Here is a 15594-nt window from a genome sequence, read left to right as displayed (position 1 = left end):
CCGAAGTCGCGTTCTACGCCGGTCAGGCGATGTCGATCGCGGAGTCGTCGCAGATCTTCCAGGCGCCGTCCTCCTTGACCAGTTCGACCGAGTCTGAGGTCTCGTCGGGGATCTCACCGAAGTCCGGGTGGGTGATCTCGGTCGTGACCACGGTGTCGACCGTGGCGGTGTCTCCGTCCTCGCTGGAGCCGGTGATCTCGTACGAGAACGAGATCTCCATGCCGCTGAGCTGGTCTTCCATCCCCTCGAACTCTGCGAACATCTCGTCGTTCGAGGCTTCGTCGAGCTCGGAGTGCATGTCCGAGCACATGTACGGCTTCAAGTCCTGGGCCAGCGACTCGATGTCGATGTCTTCGAAGGCGCCGTTGAAGTTGTCGGCCACGATGGAGTAGGCCCCGTCGACCACATCCTCGGGGGAGTCGCTCGAACCCGGGCCGCCGCTGCCGCCCATCTGCCAGATGAGCAGGCCGATGACCGCGCCGAGGACGACCACACCGCCGACGATCCCCAGGATCAGGCCGGTCTTGGACTTCTGCGGCTGCGGAGCGCCGTAACCGGGCTGCGGCGGGTAGCCCGGGGGCGTCCCGGGAGGCTGCTGCCCGTAGCCGGGCTGGGGCGGCTGCTGGCCGTAACCGGGTTGCTGGCCGTATCCCGGCTGCTGCGGCTGCTGCCCGTAGCCGGGCTGCTGCGGCTGCTGGCCGTAACCCGGCTGCTGGCCGTACCCGGGCTGCTGAGGGGAGTAGCCGCCCGGCTGACCGGGCTGCTGCGGCTGCTGATTCGGGTCGAAGCCCGGTTGCTGGGGCGGGTAGCTCATATCGGTTTCCTCAAGTCTCAGGAGTGCTGTCGCGCCAGGTTAACACGCTTGTTCCATCCCGGCGGCGGTTCAGAGAGCGGCCTATTCGCCGCCCTCGTCCTCGTCGGACTCGCCGGTGTCGAACACCGGGGGGTCCTCGTCCGGGTCGAGCTGGCTGCGGGCGTCCTCGGGGTCGAGGTCGACGCCCTCGCCGATCATGTTCAGCATGGCGTCGGGGATGCCCACCGGCGAGGTGGTGCCGTAACCCAGCAGCTGCTGCGTGGAACCGGTCTCGCCCTGGTCGACGATTCCGTACTTGATGCCGGTGCTGTCGACCAGGTACCGGATGCCCTCGAGCGTGGTCGAACCCAGCGGCTTGGACGCCACGATCGCCGCCGTACCGGCGGGCAGGACCGTCAGCGCCTCCTGCGGGACCAGACCCTCGATGTTCCCCTCGCCGTCGATCGTGACCGAGCCGGCGGCGGTGCGCGTCGTCTCCGGGGCCACCTCGAACAGCGCGATCTTCGGGTTGTGGTCCTCGGCCTCCTCCTCGAAGGGGATGCTCGGGTCGAACACCGAGCACAGCGCCGGCTGGTCGCCGGTGAGGGTCTCCTGGGTGCCGAGGTCGCGCGGGAAGTCCTGCTCCTCGTAGACCGCCTGCACCCCGATGCCCGAGACCTCGCTTGAGGGGACGCCCGTGACCGTCGGGAGGTCGTACTCGCTCTCCAGCAGCGCCCGGGACACCTCCCCGATCGGGGCGAGCTCGTCGTCGCCGTCCTCGCCCTCCATGAGCACGTACGTCTGCCCCTGGCTCTCCAGGGTGGCCCCGTAGTTCAGAATCTCGCCGTCCAATTCCGAGTTCGAGGGGTTGTCGAAGTACGCCGGGGCGTCGTCGGCGCTCAGGTTCGGGCCGGTCGGAATGGTGTGCAGGATGTTCTCGCGCACCGTGTACCGCATGCTCGTCTGGATCTTCAGGGCGTTCATGGCCTCGTCGCCGACCGCGTACTTCCGGTCGTCCCACAGCACGTACTGCTGGTCGCTCTCCCTGGCCTGCACCAGCATGTAGCGGTCCGAGCCCAGGTAGTCCGGGGCCTCGAAGTCCTCGACGACCACCTCGGAGATCAGGCGGCCGCTCATGCCGCCGGCGGTCGCCGGCAGCGAGCAGGCGTTCCAGTTCTCGTCCTGCAGCAGGCTCTCGGCGGGCGGAGGCGACGGCGGAGCGTTCTGGATGCCCACCGTGTAGCCCCGCTCGTAGCCGTTGAGCGACTCCGGCTTCAGGTTCTGCGTCGGAGGCTCCCCGTCATAGGGTTTGAGCAGCAGGAGGGCCGAAGTGTAGTTCGTGACCGGCCAGAGTTTCTCGTTCCCGTCCTCCTCGCCGGAGAGCGAGGTGTAGACGTATATCGCGTTGGTGTCCTTCTCGAAGATGATGTGGTTGAACGCGGGCGGGTCGTTGCCCTTGCCCAGCAGCGCCGCGATCATGAACCCGCCCATGATGAGCACCATGATCATCACCGAAGCGAAGATCGACACCCCGATGCGCCGCAGCGGGCGCTCGACCGAGTCCGGGTTGGCCAGCACGAGCGCCTGGTTCATCCGGGAGGTGATGAAGCGGTGGGCGTCCACCTGTTCCCGACGAGAACGCATCTGCGCCATCGGAATCCGCCTTCCTAATCCGGGCCGTGAATCGGGGTCAGCCGCGCACTGAGAGCGCGAAGTCGTAGAGGTTGCAGATCCAGCCGCCCAGCGGCAGGATCGACACGATCAGGAGGGCCTCGCAGATGTCGAGCATCCGGCCCCAGGTCGGAGCGATCTTCTTGCCCGCCACAGCCAGGCCGTACACCATCGCGATCACCGTCAGCAGCGTCAGCGCGCCGAGGATCGCCACCAGGCGGATCAGCAGGCTGTCGGTGCCCAGGAAGATGGCGGTCAGCACCGCGGTCAGCCCGCCCATCCCGCAGCCGAGCATCACGATCCGCGCCGGGCGGTCCTCGACGGTGCGCGAACGGCTCAGCAGGATCAGCGCCACCACGGTCGCCAGGATCATGCCCGGCGTCCGGCCCGAGAAGGCCAGCGCGATCGCCGAGACCAGCCCGACGACCGCGGCGAAGGCGTACAGCGCCTCCAGGTAGTTCCCGGCGTGCTGGGAGAGCTTCAGGATTCGCTTGCCGTCGACGGCCTCGGTGTCGCCCTCCTTGAGCTCGTCGGTCGTGGCCGGCAGCGAGGGCGTCGGCACCATCGCCATCGACAGCGAAAGGCGCGGCGCGGCCGGCAGGATCGCCAGCGCCAGCGGCGCGGCCAGCGCTGCCCCGGTCGCCGCGGTGGACGGGAAGTTCGGGCGGTCCACCAGCATCATGAATCCGACCGCGATCCCCAGCACCACCGCGCCCAGGATCGTGGTGATGAACACCGGCGCGGAGGCCAGGTCCCCGACCGCGACCATCCCCAGCACGCTGAACAGCAGGATCGAGCTGGCGGCGATCATCACATGCGGGGCCGACAGCTCCGAGACCGAGGCGTCCCCGGCTGCGAGAAGCAGGCCGCCCACGGCCGCGTAGAACACGGCGGTGACCCCGAAGTACGTGGCGGCCCGGGCGTCGCCCACGGCCCGCGAGAGCAGCGCCGAGGCGCCCACCAGGATCGCCGCCACCGCAATGGCCACGATCGCGCCCGGCAGCTGGGAGGCGCCGCCGCCGCCGGTGAACAGGATCGCGATCGCGCCGGCCGCCAGGGCGGAGGTGCCCACGCCGACGCTGAAGCGCTTGGTGGCCATGTGGTCCCAGCGGTTCCCGCGGTCATCGGTGGCGGTGGCGACCGCGTCGATGATGTCGTCGAAGACCACCTCGGGCTTGGCGGCGTCGGACGGGTTCAGGTACAGCATCTCGCCGTCCGCGATCGACAGCTGCGAGCACGAGTGCCCGGTGTCGAGCGGCTCCTCGCCCAGCCGCGACAGGATCCAGCCGCCGTTGTCTCCGGCCTCGTCGATGTAGTACTCGCCGGCCTGGTGGAGGATGGTCGGCAAGAGGTCGGACAGTGGCACGTCCGATGGCAGGGCGAGATCGATCCTGGTGCGAGGACTGACGATCGTCACCCTGCTCAGGGTGGCCGACTTGGTGCTCACCGCACGAACCTCCGGGTCGGTGTAGAGAATCGGGGGACTCTCACAGGATAAATCCCGCATGCAACCACCAGAGGGGCGCACTGGTGGTGATGCGGTCTTACCCTGTCAGTGCGATACTTGACAGCGCGCACTTTTATCTTTTATACGACCACGCTAATTTACGGCTCGCAAGCGTCGCCGTGAGAGGCGCATCCCCGGTGAGTACAAGGACCCATTGTGACGACCAAACTCTTCCGCAGGCCGCCGCGTAAACGCGGACCTCAGGCGCCCCGCGGTGACATCCTGCTCGAGTCGCCGCCGGACATGCCCGACCCCCAGCCGAAGTCGATCGGCCAGTACCTCATGGTCCTGCCGATGCTCGCCGGCGCCGCGGCGATGACGCTGATGATGATGCGGCGCGGCGGCGGGACCGGCGGCGGGATCGACCCGCTCATGATGGCCATGGGCGCCATGATGGGCGTGTCCATGATCGGCATGATGGCGACCAACATCACCTCGAACCGCGGCCAGAAGAAGGCCGAGTTCAACGCCGACCGCCGCGACTACATGCGCTATCTCAACCAGGTGCGGCGCCGCGCCCGCAAGGGCGCCGAGCGGCAGTGGCGCGCGGCCCGCTGGCGCCACCCCGACCCGAACGCCCTGTGGTCGCTGGTCGGCTCCAGGCGCATGTGGGAGCGCCGCCCCAAGGACGACGACTCCCTCGACGTCCGAACCGGGGTCGGCAAGCAGCGCATGACCATGAAACTGGTCCCGCCTGAGACCAAACCGGTCGAGGACCTCGAGCCGATGACGTCCATGGCGCTGCGCCGGTTCGTCGCGGCCCACTCCAACGTCATCAACATTCCCAGGTCGATGAAGTACACCGAGGCCGGACGCCACGTCCTGCGCGGTGACCGGGCCCTGGTCATGGACAACCTGCGCGCCCAGCTCTGCCAGCTGGCGGTCCTCCACTCGCCCGACGACGTCAAGATCGCCGTCATCGCCGACGGCGAGCGCATGCCCGAATGGCACTGGATGAAGTGGCTGCCCCATCTCCAGCACCCCGGCGAGGAGGACGGCGCCGGACCGGTCCGCATGTTCTACCAGTCCACCACGCAGTTCGAAGACGCCATGCGCGACCAGCTCAACGGCCGCGCCGCCTGGGCCCCGGGGGCCACCTCCGGCGACGGCGAGGTCCACCTGGTGATCGTCATCGACGGCGGCGAGGTCGACCCGGCCGGCATCATCGCCGCCGACGGTATGGCCGGCGTCACCGTCTTCGACTTCTCCGGCTACCTGCCCCGCAAGCCCGGCCCGCACATCAAGCTCGTCGACATGGACCCCGAGGAGATCCGCACCGAGCAGGCCGGGCGCCGCCGCGTCCTCGGCAGGCCCGACCGCCTCTCCTTCAGCCAGGCCGAAGGCATCGCCCGCTCCCTGGCCCCCTGGCGACTGACCGTCAAGGGCGTCGGAGGCGGCACCGAATCCGGCGACGCCGATGCCTCGCCGATGGCCAACCCCTCCAGCCTGCCCGAGATGCTCGGCATCAACGACGCCGCCGCGCTCGACCCGGCCGTGCACTGGCGCGAGAAGCCCATCAAGGACTACCTGAAGGTCCCGATCGGGCCCGGCCCGGACGGCGCGATCGTCGACATCGACTTCAAGGAGGCCGCCGTCGGCGGCATGGGCCCGCACGGCCTGCTCATCGGCGCCACCGGCTCCGGTAAGTCCGAGGTGCTGCGCACCATGGTCGGCTCCCTGATCGCCACCCACTCCTCCGAGGAGCTCAACTTCATCCTCGTCGACTTCAAGGGCGGCGCGACCTTCGCCTCCCTCGACGAGCTGCCGCACGTCTCGGCGGTCATCACCAACCTGGCCGACGAGATCGAGCTGGTCGACCGCATGGGCGACGCCCTCGAAGGCGAACTCGTGCGCCGCCAGGAGGAGCTGCGGAAGGCCGGCAACTTCACCAACCGGTGGGAGTACGAGAAGGCCCGCGCCGGCGGGCAGCCGCTCGACCCGATGCCGACCCTGCTGATCATCGCCGACGAGTTCTCCGAGATGCTCGTCGCCAAGCCCGACTTCATCAACCTGTTCCTCCAGATCGGCCGCATCGGCCGGTCCATCGGCGTGCACATGCTCCTGGCCTCGCAGCGCCTCGAGGAGGGCAAGCTCAAGGGCCTGGACACGTTCCTGTCCTACCGGGTCGCGCTGCGCACCTTCTCCGCGCAGGAGTCCCGCACCGTCATCGGCTCCGGCGCGGCCTACGAGCTGCCGCAGCAGCCGGGCCACGGCTACCTCCAGGTCGGCACCGAGGACCTGGTGCGCTTCCGCGCCGCCTACGTCGGCGGCGCCTACAAGCCGCCGAAGAAGCAGGCCTCCCGCGCCGAGCGCATCGCCGCCGTCCAGCACAAGGTGCAGCGGTTCCTGCCCGGCCACGTCGACCTGCCGCCCGAACCCGAGCCCGAAGAGGAGCCCGAGGAGGTCGAGGCCGCGGCCGAAGAGGAAGAGGAGAGCAAGCTCTCCGAACTCGAGGTGATGGTCGGCAACTGCATCGGCATGGGCCGCCCGGCCCACGAGGTGTGGCTGCCGCCGCTGGCCGAGCCGCCGACCCTCGACCAGATCCTGCCGCCGCTGGAGGTCGACCCGCAGCGCGGCCTGACCCCGCGGGGCTTCTCCCTCAACGGGAAGCTCCACGCCGTGCTCGGCGAGGAGGACCGCCCGTTCGAGCAGCGACGCAGCCCGTTCATCGTCGACCTGTCCGGCGCGCAGGGCACCGTCGCCATCGCCGGCGGCGCCGTCTCCGGCAAGTCGACGATGCTGCGGACCATGATCGGCTCGCTCGCGCTGACGCACACCCCGCGCGAGATCCAGTTCTACTGCCTGGACTTCGGCGGCGGCTCGCTCCGCGGCATCGAGGACCTCCCGCACGTGGCCGGCGTGTTCGGCCGCCAGGAGGAAGAGGGCGTCCGCCGCACCATTCAGGAGGTCATGTCCATCCTGAACGAGCGCGAGGCGTTCTTCACCGCCAACAAGATCGACGGCATGGGCACCTACCGGCGCATGAAGGCCGACGGCCGCTACGCCGAGGACCCCTACGGCGACATCTTCCTGGTGATCGACAACTGGATGACCCTGCGCGAGGACTTCGAGCCGCTGGTCGACCACGTCAAGACCATCGGCAACCGCGGTCTGGCGTACGGCGTCCACGTGATCACCACCGCCACCCGGTGGGGCGACATCCGCATGAGCATGCGCGACATGTTCGGCCTCAAGCTCGAACTCAAGCTCACCGACAACATGGAGTCCGAGATCGACCGCAAGTCGGCGGCGAACGTGCCGAAGAACCGCCCCGGCCGCGGCCTGACGCTGTCCAAGCTGCACTTCCTGTCGGGCGTGCCCCGCATCGACGGCATCCGAGACGGCGACGACCTCGCCCCGGGCGTGGACGACTTCGTCAAGAAGGTCAAACAGGCCTGGAACGCCCCGCCGTGCCCGCCGGTCCGACTCCTGCCGCGCGAGCTCAAGGTCGCCGACTTCCTGCAGGCGGTCGACCGCTCCAAGCCGGGCATCCCGATCGGCCTCAACGAGGCCGGGCTCAAGCCGGTCTACATGGACTTCAAGGCCGAACCGCACATGCTGATCCTCGGCGACTCCGAATGCGGCAAGACCAACCTGCTGCGGCACATCGCCCGCCAGATCGAGGCGACGTACACCGACAAGGAAGCCAAGGTCATCATGGCCGACTACCGGCGCGGCATGCTCGAGGAGATCTCGAAGCCGACCCTGCTGGACTACGCCATGTCCGCCAAGCAGTTCGAGTTCGCGTGCAAGAACCTGCGCGCGCCGATCGAGAAGCGCCTGCCCGGCGACGACGTCAGCGCCGCCGCGCTGCGCGACCGCTCCTGGTGGACCGGGCCGGACCTGTACCTGATCGTCGACGACTACGAGATGGTGTCCCAGGGCCGCCAGAACCCGCTCGCGGGCCTGGCCGACCTCATCCCGCAGGGCCGCGACATCGGCTTCCACGTGATCATCGCCCGCCGCGCCTCCGGCGCCGGCAGGTCCATGATGGACCCGGTCATGGGGCAGATCAAGCAGCTGGAGAACCCGGGCCTGCTGATGAGCGGCCGCAAGGAAGAGGGCGCGATCTTCGGCAAGCTCAAGCCGAGCAAGCAACCGCCCGGCCGCGGCACCCTCGTCCGCCGCAAGGACGGCGAGCAGCTGATCCAGACCACGCTGCTGCCGCCCAACGGCACCAGATAGGAGATGACCCGGCCCGACCGGGCGGCCGCCGAGCGGCCGCCCGTCCGCATCCAGGCGCTGCGCCTGCTCCTGCTGGCTCAGACCGGGATCGTCGCGGCCCTGTGGCTCGCCACCTGGCGTTCCCTCCAGGGCTACGCGTGGATCGGCGGCGGCGTCGAGACCGACCTGTTCGAACGCGGCCTGTCGTACCTGGCCGTCCTGGTCCCGACGCTGCCGGTCAACCTCCTGGCCGCGTTCTGGCTGGGCCGGGGCGGCCGCATAGCGCGCACCTACCTCGCCGGGGCGGCGGCGGTGACGGCGGTCCAGTTGATCCTGCTGCTGATGCCGGTGGACCCGGGCAGGCTGGTGACGCCGGGGATCATCTACGCCCTCACGATCCTCCCGGTGTCGTTCGCGGCCCTGGCCATCGCGGTGACCGGGTCGGCGAAGACCTGGCTGGGCCGCGAATACGCCCCGACAGGCCGCCTGAGGACCGCCGTGGAAACCCCGATGTGGGCCGCCGCCGCGACCCTGGCACTGGCCATGGCGGTCTCGGTCGGCACCTGGGTGTCGGCCGCGAACGAGACCGGCGAACCGACCGGCGCCTACGACGAGTCCGACGTCTGGTCGAGAATGGAAGAGGCGGTCACCAACACTGCCGCCGCCCAGGCCCAATTCCCGGGTTTCGAATCGCGGACCGTCGAGGTGACGAGCTGCCTCTACCGCACTGAGGCGGGTCTGGTCACCTACCTCTACGAGATCACCTACGAAATGTCGCCCTTCCCGGACGAGGCGGCTGAGGCCGACTTCACCGCGTCGGTGCGCGACAGCTGGAACGGCGAGGCCTACCGCCTGGTCCTGGACGGTCCCGGCAACGACGGCACCCGAACCGTCAGCGCCCACCGCAACGACGACATCGACCTCTCCCTGACCTTGGGAGAAGCCCCGGCCCTGCATCTCCAGAGTGGCTGCGTCGAACGGGTGGAGGAATCACCCCCCTGCCTCGACCCCCAAGGCGACCTCCCCCCGGAAGCCAACCGCATCACCGGCCTGACCTGCACGACCGAGAACTAGGTGAGACTTGGCAGGGCTCCCCGCTCAAGAAGGCAGGTATCGTTCGACAGCCTCCGTGAATTCGGAGGTGAAGAACTGAGCGAACGCCTCGGCGCGGGACACAGGGGCGTCGCCCTCCGGACCTAGATCGATCAAGGTGATCTCGGCATAGTCACGGAAATCGCCGTACACGTTTGTCGACCAGATCCCTGCCTGTACGGGGCCTTCTGTGGAATCAGCCCTGATAATGCAGGCTTCATCTTCGGGGAGGATTCCAGAGCCTTGATTCGTGATCTGGTCGAACAGTTCAGAGGACGCTTGGAAGACTCGAGTGCAGTCGTCGTGAATCGATGAGCCCCAAGGAAGATCGCGTGGAAAGCCCCGCAGAGTCTCTACTTCAATGGCGGCCTGCCCAGCCGGTTCGTCATCGAGGAGGACATCGAATCTGACCTCGCATCCCCCCGCGTACTCATACGAGCCATTCGCCGAAGACACCACTTCGACGAAACGGAACGACTCGGAACCTGATGTGGCAGTCTTCCAGATCACGTCGGAGCATAGGGCCGGATCATCGCTCTCTTGGCCCAGAACTCTCTCACTTCGGGAGGGCTGGTCCCACCACCATGGGCCTTCCGTCAGCACGATAGCGGTGGTCATGCCCATGAGGAACGATCCCACCAGAAGCAGGATGTACCAGACCGGCGTCCGATTGCCCCTCCGGGGGGCTCTCAGTTCCAGGTCGGAGTCAGTCATCGCTGGACGCACCTTCGAATTCTGACTGTGTCAGGTCCTCGCCGTCCGTGCCGGTATCGCCGGCCTGGCCGCTGACTGCTCCATGGAACTCTCCCATCGCCGCGACTGAGCCTTGGACATCTTCCGCTGTGATCCGGTAGTAATCCCAGATGAAAATGACAAGAGCGATGAGCGAGAACAGGAAAACAAGAAGATTTGATGCTACGGCGCTGATGATTCCGCCGACAAAACCTCCAGCCCCTAGGATGTTGCTCCACAAGCTGCTGACGGAATGACCGTTCTGTGCGGCTACATCCTCGACTACGGCGAACTGCTCTCGAAGGGAGGTATCGAGTTCATCCAAAGTTATCTTCAGGCGCTCGCCCAAGTTCAGAAGCACCAGGCTCGTTGCTTCGGCCTTCTGTAGCACTTCCTCGAAGTAAACGTTGATTCCTTGGTAGCCGTCTCCGCCTTCCACCCAGTTTCTGAACGTGTCGGCCAGGTCGCCGGTCCAGGATTCGGAAAGGAGATCTTCGAACGCGGAGTCCGACAAACTTGCGAAACGCTCTTCGGAGGTCCGGTGCAGGCGTATTGCGGAGGTCTGGATAGCAATAGGATTCAACTCGCAGAGCAGGAAGATGACCTGGCTTGGCATGGGAGAATCCGCGAAGCTTCCTTCGGGATTTCCGAGGCCATATTGTTCCGATAGCTCATCCAGGATTGCGATCTCGTCCGAATGCTCCTGATATAGCGTGATGATCGGGTTGGCCCACTCCGTGTCGATAGAGTCGGGAACTTCGGTGAATTCTCCGGACACGGATCATCCCTTCCAATCTTCGAGTTCCGAGGTGAGCGAATCCAATTCGTTGGAGATGGTCTCCTCGTCCTCTCGCCAGCGATCGACGAAAAGCTGAAGTGTCTCCTGCAGATCTGAAATGAGCCGGTTTCCGGTAACGGCCTCGCTCGCTCTGTGGAAGTAGACCATCTCCAGCGTTACGGTGACGTCTTCGGTCCAAAGCGCATCTGGACCAAACCAATCTGCCTTCGGGATAAGACCGCTTTCGATGTCGGTCAAATCGGCTGTCTCGGGGGCATCGGTGGCAAGCAGGGCCTCATATATCTGCAGTGCCTCGGCTCGGGGCGAAAGGTGTTCCTTGTACTCGAGGACGGCATCGGGGTCCATGTTGGCGTTCGTCATTTAACGGCCTCCCGGGATTGAGTTCCCGTCCTCTCGCCGGGAAGTGCCGCGAGGATCTGGTCCTGCAGTTGCTGGTGCGCCTGATTGTGGGTGCGTAGCACGTTCGCCTCGATGACCTCCGGTTCGAGGTACGACGCTCTGTCGGTGTCGATACTGATGGCGTAGGGATGCTCGGCACTTGCCAGTACTCTCACCGAGCCGTCGGATGAAACGGCTTCAGCTCTCATGGAGCGGGCCAGGTTTTCTCGGATCCCCTCGAATTGTTCGATGGCCCGTGTCAGGGCTGCCCATCCCTGTTCACTGCGGCTCACGAGGCGTCCCCATATGGTCCGCTTTGGGTGAGTTCGCCGCGCAGGGCGGCGACCCGTTGGTGCAAGGTGTTGACGAGCTCAGAGAGCGCCGCCGCTCTCCACTCCCAGCCGCTGGGCTCGAACTCCAGATCCGGTGCCTCGATCGAGACCGCCTTCAGTTCTCCGAGAAGGTTCATGGTGGCACCGACTCTGCGAGCTGCGTTGTTCTCCGAGACCGTCAGTTCGCGGAGGACGGCCTGGGTGATCTCGGGACGCTGATCAGCGGGAGCTGACCGCAGCCTTGCCTGGGCACGTTCGATCAGTAGAGATTCCAATGGAACTCCTCGCATGGTGGGGTTGTGCGGCTCCGTCGCCGATCTCCTGAACCTTCGGCATGTTACCAAGTGACCGCAATGCGTGGGGTTCACCGATCTAGCTGAAGACTGCAGGGGCACAGGCATACTCGGATGCAGCGCTGCAATGGCGAAAGGGTCTGTTCCGGGGTATCCGATAACGCTGCCGGAGCTGTCGAAGGCCCTTCGGCTGGGGTCGTGGCTTTGAGGTCGGTCCGGTATCTTGTGGGACAGAGCGGGCAGCGCTGTAACCGTAGACCTACGAAAGGGGCCATCCCCATGGCGACACCTCTCGACTCTGCATCCCCCGAGCGAAGACTCCGACACAGCGATTCCCGCGGCCGAACGGGCAAAGGATGGCCCCGGCGCGCCCGCGCGACCATGGGAGCGGCAATAGGATCGGCGGCCCTGCTGGGCACGATCATCGCGACCCCCGGCGCCGCGATGGCCCAGGACGAACTGATCACCTCGAACGCCCAATGGGCAATGGACCTGATGAACGTCCCCGCCGCCCAAGAGACCACGACCGGCGAAGGCGTAACGGTCGCCGTCGTCGACACCGGCATGGGCGAGCACCCGTTCTTCGACGACAAGGACGTCCTGCCGGGAACCTCATTTTATGAAGACGAAGAGGACGCTTGGCAGGTGTTCTCCCCGACCGGTCGGCATGGAATGCATGTAGCGGCCGGTGTGTTGCATGCCGCGCCGGATGCCACGATACTTCCGATTCGGTTCGACAACGGAGCTGAAGTTCTCGGGGGTCTTGGTGGTCTAACGCCTTCAACGCCAGACGCATTCAGATATGCCGCCGACAACGGTGCCGACATTGTGGTCTTTGCGTGGGGCCAGGACGAAGAAGACGAAGAAATCACGGAGTCCATTCAATACGCTATTGACATGGGCCTTGTGGTTGTAGTATCCGCTGGTAATAACCCTGAAAACCCTCCGACGTTCCCAGCGACGCTCCCAGGAGTCGTCGCTGTAACCGGTACCGACGAAAGCGGAAATCCGTGGTACGGCAACTCGATCGGTCCTGAGACTGTTATCGCAGCTCCGGCTGAGGAAATGACTCACCCTCAGCCGATGGCAGAAGATGTCGGATGGGGACCGGAGCCTGAAGTCGAATATGAAGATGGTATTGCCGGAACCTCGGTAGGGGCAGGATTCATCGGCGGAGTCGCCGCGTTGACCTTGGCTGCCAATCCCGATCTCGATGCTAACAATGTCATTCAGCGCCTCATTCAGACTGCCGGAGATGGCAGTGGCAGTAACCGCACCGACGATATGGGATTCGGACTCGCAAACGCTGAACAAGCGGTGAATGCCGAAGGCGTTGAGACTGTCGATGAGAACCCGCTCGGATACCCCATGGGCGAATCCGGTACCAGTGGTGCAGAGCCCGATGAGGAGGAAGGCGCCGCCGAAGAACCCGGCAATTCCGCCGAGGAACCGCAATCAGCCGACGACACAGAGGCGGCTTCCGAAGAATCGGACTCGGGTCTCTCGACGATCATTGTGATCGCCGCAGCAGTTGTCCTGGTAGCCGCCGCTATTGCGGTTTGGCTGGTGCTCCGCGGCCGCAGTCGCAGTCAGGCTGAGCCGGCCATGGCACAGGCACACGCCGGAGGAGAGGGTTCAGGTGGCTTGCCGCCCAATATGCCGCCGCCGGGGCCGACTCAGCAGTTCAGCCCGCCTCCGTCCGGTCCTCCGCCAGGATACGGTGGACCGCCACCGGGCCCGCAGCAGAACTTCAGTCCTCCCCCGCCAGGCGGGGGTGAACAGAGCCCGCCTTGGGGCCCGAGCGACCCCAATCAACCCAGGTAGCGACGACAAAGGCGAGGGGCGAGCGGCCAGGCCGCTCGCCCCTCGCCTGCGTATCGGGCTGTCAGTCGTCGAGTTCGTCATCCGGGGTGTGGTTCCTGCCCCAGTTGACGTCGTCTTCCCGCAGCCAGGTTTCGCGCGAGTACTCTTCTTCTTCGTCGTCATCGCTGTATCCGGAACGGGTGCCTCCACGGCCTCCCATGTTGTTCCGGCCGTTGAGTCCACGAGTCGAGGAGCCGGGGCGTCCACCGGTATTCGGACCGCCGCGCCCACTGCTGCCGGTCCCGCGAGAGTTGGTCGAAGCACCGCTGCGGGCCGGGCTGGAGGTGGGAGTGGTTCCGCGTCCGGTCGTTCCACCGCCTCCGGTGGTGGCAGGACCGAATAGGCCCGCGCCGGCACTGGTCATGGGACCGGCTCCGCCAGTCGGGACCGTGCTGCCGCCGAATCCACCCGTGGGAGCTGTGGAAAAGGTTCCGGCGGCCAGACCACCGGAGTCGACGTCGCCGTAGGAACCTGGCGTCCAACCGTCCACCGGCTCCAGGTCATCATCGGTTCCGACGATGCCGTCGGCTCCGGCAAGGCTCCCGTTCGTCGAGTCGAAGCCCGCTCCGTTGGCACCGGTGGCTCCGCCCGGACCAAGCCCTCCGGCGCCTCCCGGGTTCAACCCGTCGTTGCCGAACACTCCGCCGGTGGGTGGGTTATAGGTGGTGTTGCCGGGCATGTCGCTGGGCGGCGGAGGCGGAGGTTCCTTCCATTCCTCTGCGACTTGCTGGTAGTTGTCGCCAAGATTCGCGACAACCCGAGCCATCTTGTCATGACGGTCATCGAGATAGGACTGATGTTCCTGCTGCAGTTGAGACCGCTGTTCGACCTCTTTGTCCTGACCGTAATGGAGATTCTCGGGCTTTGTTGCCTCAAGCCAGTCAGCATACTCGGTCAAGGTGCTTGAGGGATAGAGATCCTGATTGCGGGCCTCACTCTGCGCCCCGCCCAAGAACTCGGATAGCCGCGGAAGCAGATCCGACTCGGCCCTTTCCATGCTTTCCGAGGCCTCGTCGCCGTAGTCACGCAAAATCCGCATACGACGCTGATACTCCTCAGAGGCGTCGCCTTCCCAGTAGCCGACAAGCTCCTGCATTGCCGTATCGAGGTTGTCTCTCGCGGTGTTGATGTCCTGTCGAGCGGTGCGCCAGACACCACTGGCTTGCTCGACCGACCAGGAGTCGCCCATGCTGAGCATTTCCCACAGCTCTTCGTGGGTGTAGTTGTTCCGGTAGAAGTCGAAGCCTTTACCAGACCCCATAGCTTGGCTCCTTTCTAGGGGCTGAGACGAAGTGTGCTAAACGAGCCGTTCAGGTTCGAGGAGTGGTGTCCTCCTCGCCCTCAGGAGTCTCGGTCTCAGTCTCGGTGTCCGATCCCTCGTTTTCGGCCTGGGCGTCGGCGAGCTCCTCATCCGAGATGCCGTCGGACTCGGTGAACTCGTTGCCCAACTGGTCGACCGATGCGGCGACGTCGCCGTCGTTGTTGACGTACTCGGTCCGGACGTTGTCGGCGACCTCGCGGCCGGTGGAGTAACCATGGGCGATGCGTTCGATCTGGTCGGCCTTGGCCATGTAGAAGTTCTCGCGGTACAGGTCGCGGACCTCTTCGGCGTCGGGGAAATTTCCCAGCTTGAGGTTGAGCGCGTCGACTTGGGCGATCTGGTAGTCGGGCATCTGGGCGTACTCTGCGCCCCGCACGACCGTGAGGTTGCCGTTGGTCACCAGGTCCCTAGTGCCTGCAAGGAGCTCCTCGATGTCGCTCATCTTGATGCCGAGATCCGACAGGGCGTCCTCGTCCGCGACGACCAAGCGCCCGTCGGTACTGCTGTACATGGTGTAGCCGTCGGCCGAACCGTCTTGGACGACGATGATCGTCTCACCATTGCCGGCATCGATGATCTGTGGCATGTGGTTCACCTCATGGAAGATCGTTGGGGGTATCCAGATGGTGGCCGGACATGGCTCGGCCGC

13 protein-coding genes are annotated in these 15594 nt (G+C 65.8%); 3 read left to right on the top strand and 10 right to left on the bottom strand.

What is annotated here, in order from left to right; all coding sequences use genetic code 11:
* Positions 1-22: 22 nt before the first annotated feature.
* The 3 genes from JFB92_RS13670 to eccD all read right to left on the bottom strand — a co-directional run bounded on the left by JFB92_RS13670 (position 23) and on the right by eccD (position 3911).
* The gene (locus JFB92_RS13670) at positions 23-814 is read right to left on the bottom strand and encodes an Rv0361 family membrane protein (protein ID WP_199039543.1); all 792 of its coding nucleotides are present in this window, start codon (positions 812-814) and stop codon (positions 23-25) included.
* An 81-nt stretch (positions 815-895) separates the two neighbouring features.
* A complete protein-coding gene (gene eccB, locus JFB92_RS13665; RefSeq protein WP_199039540.1) occupies positions 896-2437 on the bottom strand; it encodes a type VII secretion protein EccB in 1542 nt (513 codons plus the stop codon).
* Positions 2438-2483: 46 nt separating this feature from the next.
* Positions 2484-3911: a type VII secretion integral membrane protein EccD gene (eccD, locus tag JFB92_RS13660; protein ID WP_199039537.1), complete on the bottom strand. Its 1428-nt coding sequence runs from the start codon at positions 3909-3911 to the stop codon at positions 2484-2486.
* A 216-nt stretch (positions 3912-4127) separates the two neighbouring features.
* Here eccD and eccCa point away from each other — a divergent pair, with 216 nt between their 5' ends.
* Together eccCa and JFB92_RS13650 are read left to right on the top strand one after the other, a co-directional pair.
* Positions 4128-8156, top strand: a complete 4029-nt coding sequence (gene eccCa, locus JFB92_RS13655) for a type VII secretion protein EccCa (protein WP_199039534.1) — start codon at positions 4128-4130, stop codon at positions 8154-8156.
* Between the two features lie 3 nt (positions 8157-8159).
* Positions 8160-9209, top strand: coding sequence for a hypothetical protein (locus JFB92_RS13650; protein WP_199039531.1), 1050 nt, complete (start codon positions 8160-8162; stop codon positions 9207-9209).
* A gap of 24 nt (positions 9210-9233) precedes the next feature.
* Here JFB92_RS13650 and JFB92_RS13645 read toward each other — a convergent pair whose 3' ends face one another.
* From JFB92_RS13645 to JFB92_RS13625, 5 genes are read right to left on the bottom strand one after another with little or no spacing between them, the layout of a single operon-like run.
* A complete protein-coding gene (locus JFB92_RS13645) occupies positions 9234-9941 on the bottom strand; it encodes a hypothetical protein (RefSeq protein ID WP_199039528.1) in 708 nt (235 codons plus the stop codon).
* Positions 9934-10737: a hypothetical protein gene (locus tag JFB92_RS13640; protein WP_199039525.1), complete on the bottom strand. Its 804-nt coding sequence runs from the start codon at positions 10735-10737 to the stop codon at positions 9934-9936. Before JFB92_RS13640 ends, JFB92_RS13645 begins: the two co-directional genes overlap by 8 nt.
* 3 nt (positions 10738-10740) lie before the next feature.
* On the bottom strand, positions 10741-11118 hold the full coding sequence (locus JFB92_RS13635) for a hypothetical protein (protein WP_199039522.1): 378 nt from the start codon (positions 11116-11118) through the stop codon (positions 10741-10743).
* Positions 11115-11429: a YbaB/EbfC family nucleoid-associated protein gene (locus tag JFB92_RS13630; RefSeq protein WP_199039519.1), complete on the bottom strand. Its 315-nt coding sequence runs from the start codon at positions 11427-11429 to the stop codon at positions 11115-11117. Before JFB92_RS13630 ends, JFB92_RS13635 begins: the two co-directional genes overlap by 4 nt.
* Complete coding sequence (locus JFB92_RS13625; protein ID WP_199039515.1) at positions 11426-11743, bottom strand: hypothetical protein; 318 nt, start codon at positions 11741-11743, stop codon at positions 11426-11428. Before JFB92_RS13625 ends, JFB92_RS13630 begins: the two co-directional genes overlap by 4 nt.
* Positions 11744-12205: 462 nt before the next feature.
* On the opposite strand from JFB92_RS13625, the gene JFB92_RS13620 reads away from it, so the two are divergent.
* On the top strand, positions 12206-13585 hold the full coding sequence (locus JFB92_RS13620; protein WP_199039512.1) for a S8 family serine peptidase: 1380 nt from the start codon (positions 12206-12208) through the stop codon (positions 13583-13585).
* 61 nt (positions 13586-13646) lie between these two features.
* On the opposite strand, the gene JFB92_RS13615 is transcribed toward JFB92_RS13620, so the two are convergent.
* Together JFB92_RS13615 and JFB92_RS13610 are read right to left on the bottom strand one after the other, a co-directional pair.
* The gene (locus JFB92_RS13615; protein WP_199039510.1) at positions 13647-14885 is read right to left on the bottom strand and encodes a WXG100 family type VII secretion target; all 1239 of its coding nucleotides are present in this window, start codon (positions 14883-14885) and stop codon (positions 13647-13649) included.
* A gap of 49 nt (positions 14886-14934) precedes the next feature.
* Complete coding sequence (locus JFB92_RS13610; RefSeq protein WP_199039507.1) at positions 14935-15531, bottom strand: hypothetical protein; 597 nt, start codon at positions 15529-15531, stop codon at positions 14935-14937.
* Positions 15532-15594 lie beyond the last annotated feature (63 nt).

This window comes from Glycomyces salinus (assembly GCF_016428645.1).
GTDB classification, from domain to species: domain Bacteria; phylum Actinomycetota; class Actinomycetes; order Mycobacteriales; family Micromonosporaceae; genus Glycomyces; species Glycomyces salinus.
Note: the sequence above shows the minus strand (reverse complement) of the source record. Positions and strands in the feature narration are given on the sequence as shown.